Annotated in this window: 9 protein-coding genes; 1 reads left to right on the forward strand and 8 read right to left on the reverse strand. The window is 45.0% G+C overall.

Going from position 1 to position 18,005, the window contains the following annotated elements; genetic code table 11:
• Position 1 precedes the first annotated feature (1 nt).
• The 5 genes from CPIN_RS23710 to CPIN_RS23735 form a co-directional block, all read right to left on the reverse strand.
• The gene (locus tag CPIN_RS23710) at positions 2-1,012 is read right to left on the reverse strand and encodes a scabin-related ADP-ribosyltransferase (RefSeq protein ID WP_012792385.1); all 1,011 of its coding nucleotides are present in this window, start codon (positions 1,010-1,012) and stop codon (positions 2-4) included.
• Between the two features lie 1,180 nt (positions 1,013-2,192).
• Positions 2,193-3,056, reverse strand: coding sequence for a tyrosine-type recombinase/integrase (locus CPIN_RS23715; RefSeq protein ID WP_012792386.1), 864 nt, complete (start codon positions 3,054-3,056; stop codon positions 2,193-2,195).
• Positions 3,053-3,823: a tyrosine-type recombinase/integrase gene (locus tag CPIN_RS36970; protein ID WP_187294686.1), complete on the reverse strand. Its 771-nt coding sequence runs from the start codon at positions 3,821-3,823 to the stop codon at positions 3,053-3,055. Before CPIN_RS36970 ends, CPIN_RS23715 begins: the two co-directional genes overlap by 4 nt.
• Before the next feature lie 178 nt (positions 3,824-4,001).
• On the reverse strand, positions 4,002-6,701 hold the full coding sequence (locus CPIN_RS37440; protein ID WP_012792388.1) for an MTBMA_p00010-related P-loop-containing protein: 2,700 nt from the start codon (positions 6,699-6,701) through the stop codon (positions 4,002-4,004).
• On the reverse strand, positions 6,679-6,897 hold the full coding sequence (locus tag CPIN_RS23735) for a SymE family type I addiction module toxin (protein WP_012792389.1): 219 nt from the start codon (positions 6,895-6,897) through the stop codon (positions 6,679-6,681). The genes CPIN_RS37440 and CPIN_RS23735 overlap by 23 nt, the downstream gene beginning before the upstream one ends.
• Positions 6,898-7,038: 141 nt before the next feature.
• On the opposite strand from CPIN_RS23735, the gene CPIN_RS23740 reads away from it, so the two are divergent.
• Positions 7,039-7,383: a helix-turn-helix domain-containing protein gene (locus CPIN_RS23740; RefSeq protein ID WP_012792390.1), complete on the forward strand. Its 345-nt coding sequence runs from the start codon at positions 7,039-7,041 to the stop codon at positions 7,381-7,383.
• An 80-nt stretch (positions 7,384-7,463) separates the two neighbouring features.
• On the opposite strand, the gene CPIN_RS23745 is transcribed toward CPIN_RS23740, so the two are convergent.
• From CPIN_RS23745 to CPIN_RS23755, 3 genes are read right to left on the reverse strand one after another with little or no spacing between them, the layout of a single operon-like run.
• A complete protein-coding gene (locus tag CPIN_RS23745; RefSeq protein WP_044219557.1) occupies positions 7,464-7,739 on the reverse strand; it encodes a hypothetical protein in 276 nt (91 codons plus the stop codon).
• 13 nt (positions 7,740-7,752) lie between these two features.
• Complete coding sequence (locus CPIN_RS23750; protein ID WP_012792391.1) at positions 7,753-16,347, reverse strand: RHS repeat domain-containing protein; 8,595 nt, start codon at positions 16,345-16,347, stop codon at positions 7,753-7,755.
• The gene (locus tag CPIN_RS23755; RefSeq protein WP_012792392.1) at positions 16,344-18,005 is read right to left on the reverse strand and encodes a hypothetical protein; all 1,662 of its coding nucleotides are present in this window, start codon (positions 18,003-18,005) and stop codon (positions 16,344-16,346) included. Before CPIN_RS23755 ends, CPIN_RS23750 begins: the two co-directional genes overlap by 4 nt.

Here is an 18,005-nt window from a genome sequence, read left to right on the forward strand (position 1 = left end):
TCTATCTTTTAAAATTAGGGTTAGGAATAAAATCTCCGAGCGTTCCATCCGAATTAACCTTATAGGCCCCCCTGATATCTGTGTTTTTTATTTGATCAGGGACTGAAACTTCGTTTTCATAATGCCATTTATTTGACGTCCCATATTTTGCATTGATATCAATCCCATTTTTTTGAAATCTAATTTCATATACAAAGTATCCATAATCTGCCGCAAGATCCTTCAATTTAGTAGTTGATATATAAGCACTATTCTTGGGATTGGATTGTAGATGCTCCCATAAATCATAATTCGTTCCTTTTGCTTTAAAACCATTCACAAACTTATTTGAAGGTTCACTCATAGAACCTCGATATAAATACGGCTCTTTAGGCACGGAACTTAGTTCTGCTTTCGCAAGCATACCAGCTCCTACTAAGTTTGCACTTGCTGCGGCAATATTTATATCCTTATTTAACCGCTGCTTCGCCGCTTCTATCTCATCAATTCTAAATTGCAACTCCTCACTTGAAAAATACTGAACCTGCTGCTTTCCATTATTGTCCGTATAGGTATATTTTCCATAATTGGCTTTCTTTAGTTCAGGAGAAAACTCAAAGAACGCAAACGAACCATTATCTGGTTTGGGCACTTTTTGATATGTTATAGCACTATGAGCGGCTATCTGTTTATCTGTCTGAGGTGCTCCTAGAAGATGAATGCTTATATCTGTTTGTTGCTTCCAAACGTTGTCAGTGACTGTTAGTACTGTCTTACCGCCCGACATCGTATAAGAGTATGTTTTTACTCTCTTTTCAGCGCCATCCAGATCAATACTTCTAATAACGTCATTCTCTGCAAAAGCATAAGTACTATTCCATGGATACTCTACACTCAACGGATCCACACTCAAAAACTTACCTATCCTCGGATCATACACCCGCATTCCATAATCTTGCTGATTCCCCTCGCCCTTCACCTCATCATCATTCTCCTTCCCATTAAACCCATAACGATATCCCCCACTACTCAACCCTCTCCCCAGGCATCAACGTCCCAAACGGATTTTTACTCAAAGAACTGACCCTAAGATATCCTTTTTTCTTTCATCTGTATTTTCATTTGAAACAAAAAAAATAACACGCACGTATGCGGGATGAGGGATGCGTTACTAAAGCTGATCTTTATCCTGCTGATCATCAACGAACTAACGTACAGCATTTGTATCCCGATCACCGCATCCTTTATCCTGCAGACGGAAGCAAGATAGTACTGCAGATGACCAGGGTACTGCTGCTCACGTTCGCTGCGCCTTGTTCTTCGCATCGATCAGGGAACTGACCTCTGGTAGCTATAATCTCACGCTTAATAGCGATCCCCCGCCACCACCGCCATGCCGCCACGGTCGCTGTGGTGGGAGTGCGCAGCGGTAGCGGAGCACGGAGCCACAGCTGGCCGCGCTAGACCTTATCAGGGCCAGGAGCGCAGCGGATGGCAGAGACAAAAAGATAAGGCCGTGGCGGCTAAAGCAGGTGGCGGACGGACGAAGGCAGCAAAGGGATGACTGTAGCAGCGCCAACTGTGCGTTAGCCGCCAGACCGGGAGCTGCCCGAACGCAGGGCGATGGGGTGCAAAAACTGTGACAGGCTGCACACGGAACACCCTTACCGTAGGCAGCCTGCGCAGCCTGGCGCATGTTTTTGTGCACACGGAGACCGGAGTGAGACCGCTGCTCCTGTTTCTATTGATAAGGAGCTTATAAACCCTGTTGGAAGGCTTTTGATAGGTTGATTGGCGGTTCTGGTCCCGATGGGACTTGAACCTAACTTATAAACTCACGACTGGCAAGGATTAGATTTTCTAAAAAGCAACATACACACGATTTACACTCCCTTTACGTATGTTTGTACATGCCTCTGATAACCGATTGTTTGGACGCGGGTTCGATTCCGCAGACTCCACAATGATCTCCCATTGACCTACTGCTTAGAAGGCAGTGGCTCATTAATAGATTAGCAGCGTGCCTTCGTATGGATTCTTATATAAATGGATATCAATAACTTACAAACAAAGTGTGTCTTTTTTGTGTCGTAGACCCAGGTAACATTTTACCCATCAGCCACTACCTCCTATACCCCACCCATACAGGACGTATACACCCTTCATACATGCCGTATATACGACGTATACGTGGACTTGAACAGCTAAACGCTTCACTTTATCGGGTGGTACAGCTCTATGGCTGACTGTAAACGGTACACATCATCCTGGCGGTATCTTTCTGTACTCGAGGGGTATTTATGACCTGCGAACTGCTGCACAACACCTATATCATGACCCTGGCTAAACAGGTTGGCTATCACACTCTGACGGATACGCTGCGCACTGACTTCCCGACCCCGGTAAAGACCCCTATAAATCCGTTTTACATGTTTACTGATCTCTGTTCCGGGCATTCCTTTACCACGATGACCAACCAGTAATAAATCGCTCTCTGAGCCCCTTAAAAGCTGCGGATGCACTTCCGACAGGTAACTAGTCAGCCAGTCTATTTGTAACGGTTTTAAGGGTAACTCACGCCTGTTGGTGACCGCCGTACCCTTTATATACACACTGCCTTTCTCCAATAATATATCTGATACTGATAATGCCGATAACTCGCCCACCGTCAACCCCTGGTACACCAATAAGCTTATTAACACCTTATTGCGAAGAGCAAGTACACTATAACGTTCCTCCCGCTCCAGTAAAACTTCCAGTTCTGCACCACTGAACAGGTCCTGTAACTGGATGTCCCTGCTACGCTTATCCCGTAGACGGATATTACGCGCTGGATGATCCAGACGCGCACCTATCTGACACAGATAATCATAATACACTTTGATACTGCTTACGATTCGGTGTAAGGTGTAGCTATTACGGTAACGGTGACGTAATACACCTATATAGCTCATTAGATCGGAGTAAACGGCCCCTGCTGCTTCAGGGTAAGCCGATAAAAAATGGTTGATCTCACGCAGATAAGAGGCCGCCGTACTGGCGGTATAATGTTGTTGTAAATATTTGTCTAAGGTCATATTACTGCCAGTTGATGGGCGCCAACTTTCGCATAGATCTGCGTCGCTTCCAGGTGACGGTGGCCTAAAAAGTCACGTACATATTCAAGCGACATACCGCCCTGTAACAGGTGCGTTGCGATACTATGACGTAAATAATGAAGACTGATCCCTTGCCATAATCCTGCACGACCAACCAACCCTTTCAGTAAGCGGTTGTAACTACTACCACTCATGCGCCTGCCTTCCCGGTTTAACATAAACGCACCTTTCTCTACTGCTCCGGATTTACGATATTCTTCCAGGTAAACACCTAACTCCCCCGCCACTTTGCCCGTTAACGGGATCACCCTGCGGCTCGCACCTTTTCCAGAGCGAACATATAATAACCGGTGACGCACCTGCACATCTCTGACGTTTAACATCTCCGCCTCACTACGACGCAACCCACAACTGTAAAACAAGTGTAACATCACTTTCTCACGCATACTGATTGCTGCCGTAAACAACGCTTCCACTACCTCAACACTGAGCGCTTCACGCCTGCCGCTGGCATGTCTACGGAACTTTAACCCACTCATCGGATTATACTGCAACCCGTCACTACTCTCCTGCCAGCTAAAAAACACTTTTAACGCATACACATAATGACTGATCATGATTCCGCTCAATGCCCCTGACCGGTATTTTAAAGGACGGATATGTAACCACTCATAAAATAACACTATGATACCAGGGCTTATTTCTACGATGCTTTTAAAACCACCATATTCCAAAAATTCTCGCACACATGCGGGCAGCATCCGCTGTGTACTAAGCCCATAGCCACTTTGCTGTAAATAATTTTGGAACTGTATAATATAAACCTCCATGCTACCACTATGACGTTTTTGGTGTTTTTACCCCCCTTGAGCATTTTTCCGGAACACGGAACGCCAGGCACTTTTTCCAGTGTTTACGCCACTTCTAGCGTTCCACTGGCGTTCCGTAGCGTTCCAGATCACCTGCTGGCGTTCCAACTTTAATCGCTGATAACTGATTAGATAGGTGTGTCCGGATACGCTCACGAAGACCCTGATAGTTATCCCAGTAAACGATCTTGTACGTAAAGCCCTTATTGTGGTGACCTCCACAGGTACAGATATATTCAAGCCGTACCAGATCCTGGGCGTAACGGAACAACTGGGTCTTGCTCAGATGTAAGCCCTGACGGATCTCTCGTAACGTAAACTCCGACTGACTATAATGAGTCCCATATTTACCACGTAAGTACTCCTTTAACTGCTCATAAAACTGTCGCAGACTACCGTCCAGTTCATCTACCTTTAATACAATGCTGTCGAACATGATACCGATCGCTGATTCCACATCACTCAACTCAGCGACCAACCGACCTTTACTATCCCGCCTCCTTTGGTACTGATGTAACAAGGTCACCATCTTCACAAAGTTTAAAAACAGGTCATGTAAACGACGGATCTTATGCGCATCTTCTGGTAACTGTAAACGACCTGCATAGGGATTCACCACCTCTAACGGTTCTAAGCTGCGTACCAGGTTACGGATAAATTCTTTACGTTCCTGTTCTCTACCTGTATCTATCTCCCCTGCTGCTTTACTGTTCTGATAACCAATAATACGCCGCGTCTGCTCCCCGCTCTCGTCTACCGCTATCAGGAACACTCGGCTCATATTATCCTCATACAGCTCCCCTCTCGTCGTACAAGCAAGACTCGCTATCGGACCTCTTACCGTCTTCTGGCCACTCGTGATCTGACCATTATCCAGCTTAATGCTGGTCGCACTGTTTAACTCTCCATTACTCTGCAACTCACGGAACGCGAACTCTGCCTCCTCACTCAACCCGTCTATATCTTCCAGGCATAACAACCGGTTCATAAAGTAACGTTCAGGATAATTGTATAATACCTTATCACTTACCCGCGTCAGACGCGTCACTTTCTCAGGCGGTATACAGTCTGATACCTGCTTTAATAAACGCGTCTTTCCACTTCCACTACTCCCCTGTATCAGTGCATGTAAAGGCGCAGGCATCTTATAACTCAGTGCTACCAACAATAAAAACAAACGGTTCTGTTCCTCTCCGACTATACCCGTTTCTCCTAATAATACATTCAATGCCTGTAATAAGTCTTCCTGACGCAAAAAACGAACGGCTGTATTACGGGCTGATTCACTCAAAGTATACACCGCAACGCTTTCAGCAGCTGTTGATTCTCCTTTTCCCTGTTCTGCCTCCCGGTACCCGTCCAGCAGGTCTGTCAACCGGTAGAGGTCCTGTTCCACCACATCTTTGCGCAAGCCCAGTTTCTCACCTGCCTCCCTGCATAAGCGTTCTACCTGTTTGTCCTCATACAGGTCTACTTTATTACGGCTCTTTTGACTACTCTCTTTATGCTCGATCACCAGCGTGACCTTCATACTGTCCAGCTGCTTACTGAGTCCTCCCTGTATATAGTAATTACCCCCTGTACCCACATACAGTAACTTATAGGGATTACGGCTGTCTAATACGGTGCCATCTGATACAACCGCCGTGCTTTCCGGTGATGATGGGGTTATTTTTTCAGCTGATACTTCAGTTGAAAAAAATAAACTAGTCCTACTTTGCAATAACTCCGTAAACACCTCTGCCGTATGGCTCACGCCCATACTATTAATGTCCTCTCCATCTGGCAGTACAATGCTGCTCAGCTGGACATAAGGCAGACGTTCCTTTAAGGAACTGCTGTATTTCTCTACCGCCTTACGACCTGCTTCATCCCCATCAAAAGCAAAAATGATCTCCTGCAGCTGACCTAAACCCACTATTGCCGCCTCATGCTCTGAGGTCAACCCATTCGTACCATAACAGGCAAGGATACCATACCCCTTACCTATCTCATGATGCTGTAACAAAGTCGCTGCATCTATCACCGATTCGGTCAGGATCAACCGGGTGATAGCTGATTTCGGATAACCTGGATACAAGCCCTTTCGGTCTTTCAGGTAATAATGACGCTGGTCACTATCATTGACCGTACTGCGGAAGTACATCCCACTGATTTCACCGCCGCTATCCCGTAACGCAAACGCGATACAATATTTCCCAAAAGGTTTATAAGCCTGGGTTCCTTCGCGGGTATTAGAACCCCAGGCAGACAGTAAACCTACCGATACACATGCCGATATCAACGCTTCATCCCTGCGGGCGCCATGATGGAACTGCGCCGTATTATAGCCAACTTCTAAACGGGTAATGTCTAAGCCGCGGCTTTGCAGATACGCTTGCGCAGGTTTGCTGTTATGGATCGCATTCTTAAAATAGGTAAACATATAGTTCAGGATGCCTGAACGGCTAACCGGTACAGCAGCGACCGCACTCGTACTTCCGCCTATCAGCTCCTTACATTTCAGGATCGCTTCCCGTTTACTGATACCATCCTTATGCATCACAAAGTCGATCACATCCAGCGACTTGCCATGCGTCTTACAGTTACTGCTAAAACAATAACAGGTTTGCGTCTTGTAATACACCTGCAGGCTCGGGGTCTTGTCATCATGGAACGGGCAGTGTAATCGCAGGTGCTTATCAGGTTTTAACCCGTAATGCATCAGCACCTGCGATAACGTTAGCTGCTGCTTAATGGCTGCTATTTCCATCATGCGCCTTTTTAATGATCAGCTTTTCCTTACTCACAATGATCTCTATCGGATCCCCTACATTAAAGCCCGCTTCTTCCAGCCATAGACCCCGTACATTCAGCCAGGGCACCTTACGGTATTTCTGCCAGTAATTACTTACTTCCTGATACTGACCATGCAGTTTACCACGACGAAGTGTTTTGCTTACAGTTTTCATAAAAAATATTTTTTCACAACAGATTTGTTGCAAACATAACATATCAATCTTAATTCAACAAGACTTTTATAGTTTGATTACGCTATTTATGTTTCATAAATTCGCACAAACACTATTCTAACCGTTGTTTTTACTACAGATATGAAGCAGATTACTTTCGGCAAAAGGCTTACTGAGGTGAGGAAAGACAAAAAACTATCTCAGGACGAGATAGCTAAAAAGGTAGGCGTACATGGGGCTGTCATTGGCAGGTATGAACGGGATGAAGTAAAACCCTCTATTGAGATGGCCGCCAATATCGCTGCCGCGCTGGAAGTCTCATTAGACTATCTCGTTGGTAACACTGATCTACTTCTGGACCAGACTATCCTCGACAGGATTATGGATATTCAAAAACTAAGTGACCAGGATAAAGCAGATGCCTTTAAACTACTGGATATGTTCCTTCGTGACGCAAAGGCCAGACATGCTTATCATAAACAATAAGAAGATGCTATCTCAGCAACTCTAAGACAACCTCTTCTAAGAATAAAGCCTGGTTCAATGACCAGGCTTTATTCTTAGCTCTATATTAAAAGGTTTATATTTTTCTTTGCATAAAATTCAATTCCCTCTTTATTTCGTTTAATAACCTTCGATAACTTAGTACCACAAAAAGGACAATAATTTATTGCTTGTTGACCTACAGCTAACCTCCCTTCTCGCTCATCAGCATCTTGGCTTCTTGTTTGCAAAAAAATGGTATAGGTACTATCTTCATATAACTTAGGGATTGCAGAAAAACCTTTACTTCCTGCACAATAAAACCAAGTACTTAACGGAGAACAACAAAACTCAATCATATACTTATCATTATCATTTAACAATATATTTATTCAGATCCTCAGCAACTCGAGGATCAAACCTTATCTCCTCATTCCTTATACCTTTTACATGATCATAATCTTGCCATGGTGCAGCCAGACCACGTCTTTCCCAATCCTTATAGACAGACTTTGGTATTTTAAACTTGTATAAAGTTCCTTCCCTAATTGCATCCACAGCAACGGGATCTGTTCCCGTAGATAAGGGACGACTGGTTGAAACTTTTCCATCTGTTAAAGTTCCTTTATGATAAACTGTCTGATATTCTTCAAAATCAAAATTAGCCCATTTATCAGCAACTGAACCAGCAGTTGCTTCCTCACCAGCTACTCCAGCATCATTTATAGCAGTAGTTGCTGATACCTCTCCTGCTGCAATAAGACCACCCATGCCTATCATTATACCTGCTGCAACATTCTGAGGGGTCCAGGTTGATTTGTATGCTCCCCACAATCCCCCTCCATTAGCTTCAGCTCTTTCAACCCATCCTGCAGCCCAATCTAATTTATCTCTCGTTTTCGCAAATAAACCTACTGCATCAGTTCCAACAATATAGTCATCTACATAACCGCCCCTTACCTGTTTCCTCGCTAGCCACCATTGCTTACCATCCTGACTCGTAACTCCGTGTAAACGATAATTTCCAATTTTTATAAAATGCTTTTCATCAATTACTCCACTTAATGGTAGCGTAGCTTTGCTTAAATAAGTAATTCCTGTAGGTTGTTTAGCCGCTGGATCAAACTTCTCGAGCCCATCAAGATCTATAAACTTAACCGGATTATCCTCTGCATAAGCATAACTACTATTCCATGGATACTTAGGACCTAATGGATCCACACTCAAGAACTTCCCTACCCTCGGATCATACACCCGCATCCCATAATCCTGCTGATTCCCCTCGCCCTTGACCTCATTATCATTCTCCTTCCCATTGAACCCATAACGATAACCCCCACTGCTAAACGACCTCCCAGGCATCAACATCCCAAACGGATAATACTCCTGTGCAGACACCACATCCGCTACTGCATTCCCCGACTGCCACCATCTCTTATCACTTACCGTCGCCAGTACATTCCCAAGATGGTTTGTTAATTCAAAGATCTTTCCTCCTCTCGTGAAATTAGTATAAAATCCTGAACCTAATCCAATAATCGTCTCTGCATTTACCACCGCACTATCCTGAATATTGACATTCAACAAATTAAGCCCTAAACGGCTCGATCCATAAAGATCAGATTCGACCTTCGTCAGCTTTCCGCCATTAATCCCGGCATCTCCCTGGGTATAAACAGCCATCACATTTCCTGTCGCATCACGCACATACCACGTATACACGCCGTTTGCGAATTTGCTTACCCTGTTGCCGCTGGCGTCATAAGCATATCTGATGACAGTACCATCTTCTTTAGTGATACTGCTAATCTTCCCGTAAACAGTCCATTGAATATCAGCAATTTTCGCCGTGCTATCTCTTACAAGATTACCTATGCTGTCATATCGGTAGTTACATGGAAGCTGACGATCGATATCAACATCGTAATAAGTAGAATCTACGCTGTCATGAATATAGTCAAGCCTATTGGTACCTGTCTTATAATGATAAGTCAGATTATCCATCTCCAGGTGCTTCTTCGAAAATGTGGTATCCCCTTTACGATTGTAGGTCAGGATATTACCATTTGCATCATAAGTTACCTGTTCCCTAAAATCGGGCAACTGAACTGCATTCCAGATATTATTAGCAGAATCAAGTCCCTTATAAGCAACCATCCCGTGCAACCTGTTCAGCACATCATAACTATACTTGTATTGCAGAGAAGTACCCAGCGACGGAATTGACTGACTGATAGCTGCTATATTCCCGTTATACAACGGACTAAACCCGCTACCGGTTGCCGATGCAAACGGACGACTAAGGCCAATAGGCTTATAGTCATTATCACCATAATAATATAAAGCAAAGCCATAGACATCTTTCGCGGCGGAATGTCCATCAGCTCCCATGTCAAAATTACTACCCGCCGAAGTGCTGTTCACTCCCTTTAGCCAACCCTGTAATGTATAGGCATAATCCGTACCCTGCACCTGCTGCTGCCCCAGGATCGTACGCGCCAGTGGCCCATGCTTATAATACTGGTAAAACGCATCATTCTCCCAGTACACACTATCCGTACTCGTTTCGACACTTATTAACCTGTTCTCAGCGTCATAGCCATAACGGTGATACACTGCATCTGAATACCCCGGCTGATAAGCAACATGGTTTACCTTACCGCTGATCAGATCATATTTGTAAACAATCTTTTTCCAGCGGCTCTGCAGACTCTGCAGCACACCTTTCTTGTAATCCTGCATGAGGGTATCTACATTACCATGAATATCATAGCTGTAGAAAGTACCTACCGCATAATCACCTGTTAACTGTTCCGGCGATGAATCATACAATGCCGTCCAGGCAACACGATTCCTCAGATTTTTAGCTGGAAACAGATCAGGAGCAAAGATCCCAACACGGGTATCGTAATAGGTATGTGTGATCTGTGTACGGCTGTTATTAGCATTGGTAAACCAACCTTGTAAACTATCAGCGCTTCTGCTGAGCGTATTTCTCATGGCAGCGCTGCTGCCGATTTCACCGACTTCTGTTGTTCTTCCCAACGGATCATACTGCGTATAACTATATCTGGATAACGGTCGTTGCTTCGCATTCTGGGAAACTGACAATCTTCCTAGTCTGTCATACCAGAAATTGCTGACACCCGCATCAGGAGTATATTGCGCAATTACCTGGTTCAGGGTATTATAGCGGTAACTGGTTACCAGTGTATGAGCGGGCGTGAGTACTTGTTTAGCCGCTCTTGCCATCCTTACGCGATAAAGCCAGGAAGCAGAACGGTCTACCACAACTCCGGCAGGAGGGACTGTTTTAACCAGATTCCCCGCCTGATCGTAGTAGTAAAGCGTATAATGATACTCACTGAGCTTATAGGCTACTGTATAAATCTCTCGCTGACCGGCCAGCATACAGCTATCCGCATATGCATTACCAAAGCTGTTCTTAACAGAATCAACATAAGCATTATACAAATCAGTTCCCTTGCTGACAGCAAAGTATTCGTTATCAGAACAGTTATCGATATTATCAGTAACCGGTCTGAAGATAGGGTTGATATTACCACATAAAAGCGGTCCGCCACGGATCTTGTAACAGCTGTCAATACCACCACAGAAGATAGGAGCCTGATATATACCAGAGCTAAGCGCAGTAATCGTAATTGGCAACACCACAGAATCCGCTCCACGTATAATATTGATCGGCAAAGGACTGTTCCTGTTAGGTGTTACCCGCAGGAAAATCAGACTATTCGCGATCTCCGTATTATTACAATTCACTCTTCCCGAAGGAGGTGTCATCATCAATAAACCATCCCTTCCATAACTACCCACACCAACAAATCCGCCACTGGCACTCTGAACAATACTATTCAAAGAAGCTGCGCTATCCAGCATGATCATGTCTGACCAGGCTATCGTACTGTCACGGGTGATCCTGTTCAGCACCAGACTGGTACGTGGCGATGTCAATACATTCTGGGCAATGACAAGTCCCAGGTCGCTGGTAATCGCCATTGGCATTTTTTCTGCGACAAGCGTGTCCTTCCTGACAGCAAACTGCTTCGAAGCCAGAACAGTACCATTATTCGATATCCAGGCGATAGAGTTCACCGCTCTCCTTCCAAAACCATTCGTGGCACTGAACACATATCCCTCTGGTGTTTTCTCAATAACGCCCGGATAACTGTCATTCGTGATGGGGGCACTTCCGAAGTCATATCTGAACACCCTGTTAGTTACACCAGTGTATTTATTGAGTTTAGCAATGATCAGATCATAGTCATGGTACACTCCCGTATGTTCCATCAGGAGATTTCCCATTACCACCAGCGTATCATGGTCTTCCAGCATCGAATAGGTCGCATCAATATTCGAACTACCCATCTGTCTGATCCATCCACCCATACCCACTGTATCCAGGGTCCCTACGATCCAGTCACCAGTGCTGTCAATATTGTTGATATTAGACCTGCCGGAATAAGCAAAGTTCCCATCACTTAATTCCAGAATGTCTACTCCCGTCTCTCCATTCGGTGTATTAAACCCGATTTTACGGCTCCATTTCACATTACCAATCGCATTCGTCTTTGTAATCAGAATTTCAGAACTATCATGTCCTATTCCCCATACAGCACCGATCGCAATAATACCTCCATCACGGGTAGGTTTCACACGGGCAAAATAATTCCTTGTTCCTACCGGATAAAGCTTCGACCATTCAACCGCCCCGTGTGCGTCTACTTTTGTAATAAAAGCAGTTGAATCCAGATCAATGGTCGGACCTACAGATGATGCTCTTTCATTACCTGATGTGGATGCAAAAGTGATAATACCTGATTGCTTTCCTTTTAACATACCTCCTAAAAGGAATCCGTTATCTGGTGTACGGGAAAGGTCAGAAATAATCACACTTCTGCCACGGGAGTCTATATAAGTATTATAGATGCGGTCTGTTACCTGACAGACATTTTCATCTGCTGTGAACCCGGCCTGACAGCTATCCAGGAAATTAAGATATTCCCAATACTCTTTTGCAAATCCAAGTTTGTTATTCATATAAGCCGCAAACAGCTGATTCTTCAGCTCCTGCTGCCTGTTATTTGTCGTATCCTCTTCCAGCTTAGGTACGATGCCAGGGAATTTCGCCTGATAGGCAGTATAGGCAGCTCTTACTTCTGTACAGGATGCACAAGGCGGCGCGGTATTACATTGAATAATAACCGGTATAGAAACAGGCTGTGAAAGATAAGTACAGGAGCTACCAGCTGCATTACATGCATTCAGCAAAGTCTGTAACTGATGCTGGATGAAGGAAGTTCCCCTGGTTCTGTTCAGATAAACCGCAAAACTGGTATCGCTGACATTCTTATTTCGGTTATATTCTGTCTGTAGTATGCGTAACTGATTACACTCGCAATCATTCGGTCCTGTATAGGAAGGCTTATCACTATAAGCCGGCTGTTTATCATATGGCGCCGGCGCAGTAATCAGGTATCCGTTACACACCAACGGACTGTCAATACCATGCACACTGTTATATTCTTCCAGTACCTCCTGGAAACTTCTGTACCTGTAACCACTTGAAGGTTTTACAGAACTTGCACCTAAAGGATGATCAATATCCGAACCTTCTTTACAAACCATGATCAGTTTCTGAGACAGTTCAGCCCAGGCGCTTGCGTCATATTTACAAGGCGCCAGCTGTTTCAGCCAGGCAGATACATAAGCCCTGCAATTCGCATCATAACTGGCAGCAAGTGCTGCATTGATTGAATCTGTCAGCTCCTTTTCGGTCCTATCAGTACCCAGATAAGCTAACTTGTTCTGTTTCAGAGCCGCTGCCGCTGTATTAAAACGAGGCGACTTCCCCCCATCCAGCAAATCCTGACTGCTTACAGTGCGTATGCCAGCCGGGGCGCCTATATTCGCGACTTCGTCATCCAGTATATTACGACGGTAGCTCAGGTACAACTGCCTGAAAGTACGCCATGCCATATCCAGATCTCCTGTACATAAAACCGTTTCATCAAACGCCTTCGCAGGAGTACGATACAGATCTGTACAAGCAGGTATTACCTTGTCACATTTCACCATGATTGTCGCGGCACTCCACATGGAAAGCAGCTTAGCCGGATCACCTTCATTGTTGTATGATGACAATGCCTGGTATAGCTTACCGGCCACCAACACATCTCTGTCTGCAAGCGGATCTTTATTCGCATTTACAATAGTGAATGGAAATGCATTATTGGCAATTGGGTTCAGATATCCCTGTGTCTTTGCTGTTGCATAATCATCAATTGCTTCCAGCTTCCGGCCCCAGTCAAAGGCGGGTCTGCGTTGCAGATAAGCCTGGAACTTATAGTATTCGGGATGGAATGGTAAGAGCGCCTCTGCCCATGACTCCTTAAACTTTGCAGCAAAAACTGCCGGAGACAGCTGCTGGGGTAATACATAAGTCTGCGTTTCATCATTGTACACCATATCAGGCAACCCAGCTTCATCTTTGTATACAATATCTGTACGCTGATAAGCAGCGAGAGCGGTATTATTCTTCCGGTAGAAAATAGAAAAAACGCTTGCTGAATCACTCAGATCAGCATACTGTCCCGAAGGTGCAGATACGTCTGCAAGCAACGACGCACGTAACTCTTTTACCTCTGTAGTATCCTTGCAGAGCGCATCACAACCTTCTATTGCCTTTGCATAGTCCGCAAGCGCCTGCGCCTTGTAAGAAGAAGAATCTGACGCCAGCTGTCCGATGCGGTCAGGATACTTAGCCCAGAAAGTCTCCCAGGTACCTAAACTGTCAGTACAGGACTTACAATCCGGAACACACTGGACCTTTGCCAAAAGCGTACGCTGCTGCTGAATAAGCTTTTCCAGGGTAACACAGGTATCCTGCTTCATGAAAATACTATCCCGGTAGAGTTCCAAAGCATGCTGGTTAATAGTCAGCTGTTTGGTGATCTCATAGTTCCCTCTTGGCAACCACACGTTAAAAGTTTGGTCAAAATCACGGGGAGCAATACGGCAATCAGATCTGATACTATCCAGGTTATAATTGCGGAATACGAATTTCAGCGGCGCACCACCAATACGCTGGTTGTATGCATCGTCCGTAATAGTAATCTCCAGATCATACACACCATTAAAGCAAAGTTGCTGATTACAACCGTTGAATCTGATAACCGGTGCTTTCAATTGATACCTGAAGACGTAGTTACCATCTATCGTTACCAGCTGACTCTGTTTATTTTCCAGCGTAAGCTCTTTTACGATATTACTGCCGGTACGTGATAAGGTATCAGTGATATTTTCCTCCCTATAAGAAGAGATATCCGACAGCACACTATTATCTGGTTTACCCGCTAAAGCCGTTGCAATCGTACGACCATGCATATCTACATAACTCACTGAATACTGGCCATTCGCATCCCTCACCATATTTTTGAAATAGTGAGATTTATCTCCTGCATCCGTACCAAACAGCGCATCCAGGTCACCTTCACCCGGAGAACCATAGAAATATTCCGTCTCATGATGACTGCCTAGTCTGAACACAGGACCAACACCACTCTGACGGCTGATCCTGCCCGTATTATCCTGTGTATAGGAAGTCTCCGTAAAAGCGTAACCGTCCGCATCCGGAATAAAGCGGTTAAAGTCGGATGTATCCGGATTATCTGGTGAATAATACTGATTTGCACCACTTTGTGTAGACATCGCATTCGCGCTTGCTGTCAAAAAAGCGGCAGGGCTGGGCAAAGTATCGTACTGCCCCTTGTCATACTCCGGACTGTTAATTCCCTTATTGAATCCTGGCGTATACTTAATAATCGAACTTAATGTAGGTGCAGGCATTACCTGAATAACAGGACGTCCCTGATAGTCGTAAAATGCCTCTCCAACAACGGTGGTTTTAGTAGTATTGTCTTTTGTTACTGTTTGACGGCCCCTCTGACTACCATCATAATACTGTATCACGGACTTCCGTTTGCCTTCTTCTGCGAAGGAAGTTGTTACCTGCCAGTTCAGTGAATCCTCGTGACCATTAAAGGCAAAACTGCCTAAGCCCCCGAATTCAGTACTCCAGGGCGTCTCTATGCGCACATTGTTCGCTTTCTCCTGTACGCCCCTTACCCTGAAATACAGCATACCTTCCTTGTCATATAACAAGGGGATGTCATAACTAAGGTCCGCAATCGTCACGCGTGACGAATTATTCCTGAACAGTAATCTCGCATCTATCGGACTACCATACCTGCTCACAGCACTGGCGTCAATATATGTCCATTCCAGATCGTATACATCAGCTCCGATCAACTGGTTCCATTTCACACGGAGCTCATTGGCAGCTGTTACATTAATCGATTCGAAGCCACGTACAGCATCCGTCGTGCAGGATAACTTATATACAGGACTTACCTGCATTTCATTATCCAGCAATAGCAATGATTGCACGTTTGCAGCGCCCGTCGCTGTAAGACTGACAATTTTTGCAATCACATGGTGTCCGTTATTAAATACATAACTGCCTCTGCTGATATATTTACCTGTATCAGCGTAGTTCACAGATAAAGTCCTCTCAATGGAATCTACCGAATTATCAGGTTTTGTGTAAATGATCCTCACGACAGCCGTTGCCTTAAAAATTGCAGGCAATGGCATTGTGGTATATTCGTTGATCTTCAGGGTAACGACATTTCTGATGTTCTCCACGCTTTGCAGAGAAGGGATCCTGTCTGCGCCAAAATAATCTTCATCAGGCACAACAGCAAAGGAATCCTTCGCCAGCTGACCTTTAGCGCCATCCAGCATTGACTTCAGCGTAATAACGGACTGCGCGCGGACTGCCAGCGTTATTACCAGCAAAAGGCACATCAATACCGCTGTTCTGTAACGGGTGAACTTTTTTACCACTGGGATGATCAAAGTTTCTAGGGATAATAAAAATGGACTCATTGATCAGAATTTTCTTTTAGAAGTGCACTTCTTGTTTCTGTGATCGTTTTAATACCACGTTCTGTCTCTTTCTTCAGGCGGATAAGCGTACCGTCATCATCATATTCGTAGAAGGTGGCATAATTATTCTCATCAAGCTCCGCCATAAGACGCAGGTCATAAGGATTGTACACATATGATTTCATATTGGCGTTATAGGGATGTATCCTGATATCATCAAAATAAGCGGCATGTCCTCCGGTGGCTTTCATGACTATCGCAACAGATACCGCATCACCGGGTACAGAGATCACCTCCTCATAACGCTGCCATCCTTCAATGATTGCCCCTTGTGGTTGGGCTATAACTGTTGTACTGTCATTTAACTGTTTCACCACTATTGCGAACTGATTACCTGTGTAAGCACCTCCTTTGCATTCAACCAGTTCCTTTACCCAGGCACTGATCACAATAGTTTTTCCGGCTATCGGAGAAAAAGCGGGTAACAATGCAGCCGACGTTGTTTTTATCGATGATAATCCGGGAACAGTTTGTGCACAGGATACGTGTGCTTTATTAAAGGTCAGTCCGAAGCCATCTTCTGCCGTACCAGCAACAGGCGCTATAATACCTGCATTCGTACCGGTATCTACCCGAAGACTAAACAAGCCGGTATGTTGCTGCGTAGTATCCAACTTGCTTTTGTAAGAAGAGAAATCAAAACTTTTAGGTACCAGACACGGTCCATCACAAGGTGTTATCTTAAAACCATAGTCCTCAAATCCTTCAAAGGCAATTTCTCTGTAGCGGGCATTCTGCGCCGCTGCCACGGGCAGCGCATCATCATATCCGTACAACCCGGCATTATACCGTCCTAAGGGGTCGTGATTCTCCAATTCCAGTCCCTTCCGGTTTACGAGGGTCAGTTCACTATTCCAGACCCAAATAGCAGTATCTTTCGAGTTCTCTGCCATACCTGTCAGTTGACCGTTTTCAAATTTCCAGTAGCTCTTATATCCTTCAATAGTACCCGCTGTTTTTAATGACAGATCCTCTTTCGGATTCTTTTCCTTACGGTCTCCGTAATAGGCATAGGAACGGTAAGGTCGCCAGTTGCCCGACAATCCGTATAGATAAGGGTTAACAGAATGCTCCGTAACCGGACTATAACAGGAATAAACGGCATCAACATCTTCTGCACGACAGTTAAGGCAGGAATCTACCTGGAGATTGGCCACTAAGGTGCTATTGGCTTTCGTACGGTAAGACACTATGCCCGTCGTTCCACAAGCATTACTCTGCAGATTGTTGAACGTAAAGGCACTTGCATTCACTGAATTCAATGACACCGTACAGTTACCGATGACCGCCTGGTATTTGGTGGCACTGGCAACACTCTTGATTTTCGCGAAGAACTGGCCATTCACATTACGGGACAACACCTGGCACTGTGTGTAGGATATCGTGTACCCGGCGTTCCTGGCGTCCTCCAGTATAGAGGATACCAGGATACCGTCTTCCGGCTGAATGAACAGTCGCTGGGAAGCGATCAGGTAATCGAAAAAAGGTTTCAGACCTTCGCAGGTGCAGGAACTGACATTGCCCTGCGCATTGGTTTTATTAAAACCGACAGCCGCCAACACCGTAATCAGTATTAAGCTCCTAATATATAATTTCAT

The organism is Chitinophaga pinensis DSM 2588 (assembly GCF_000024005.1).
GTDB classification, from domain to species: domain Bacteria; phylum Bacteroidota; class Bacteroidia; order Chitinophagales; family Chitinophagaceae; genus Chitinophaga; species Chitinophaga pinensis.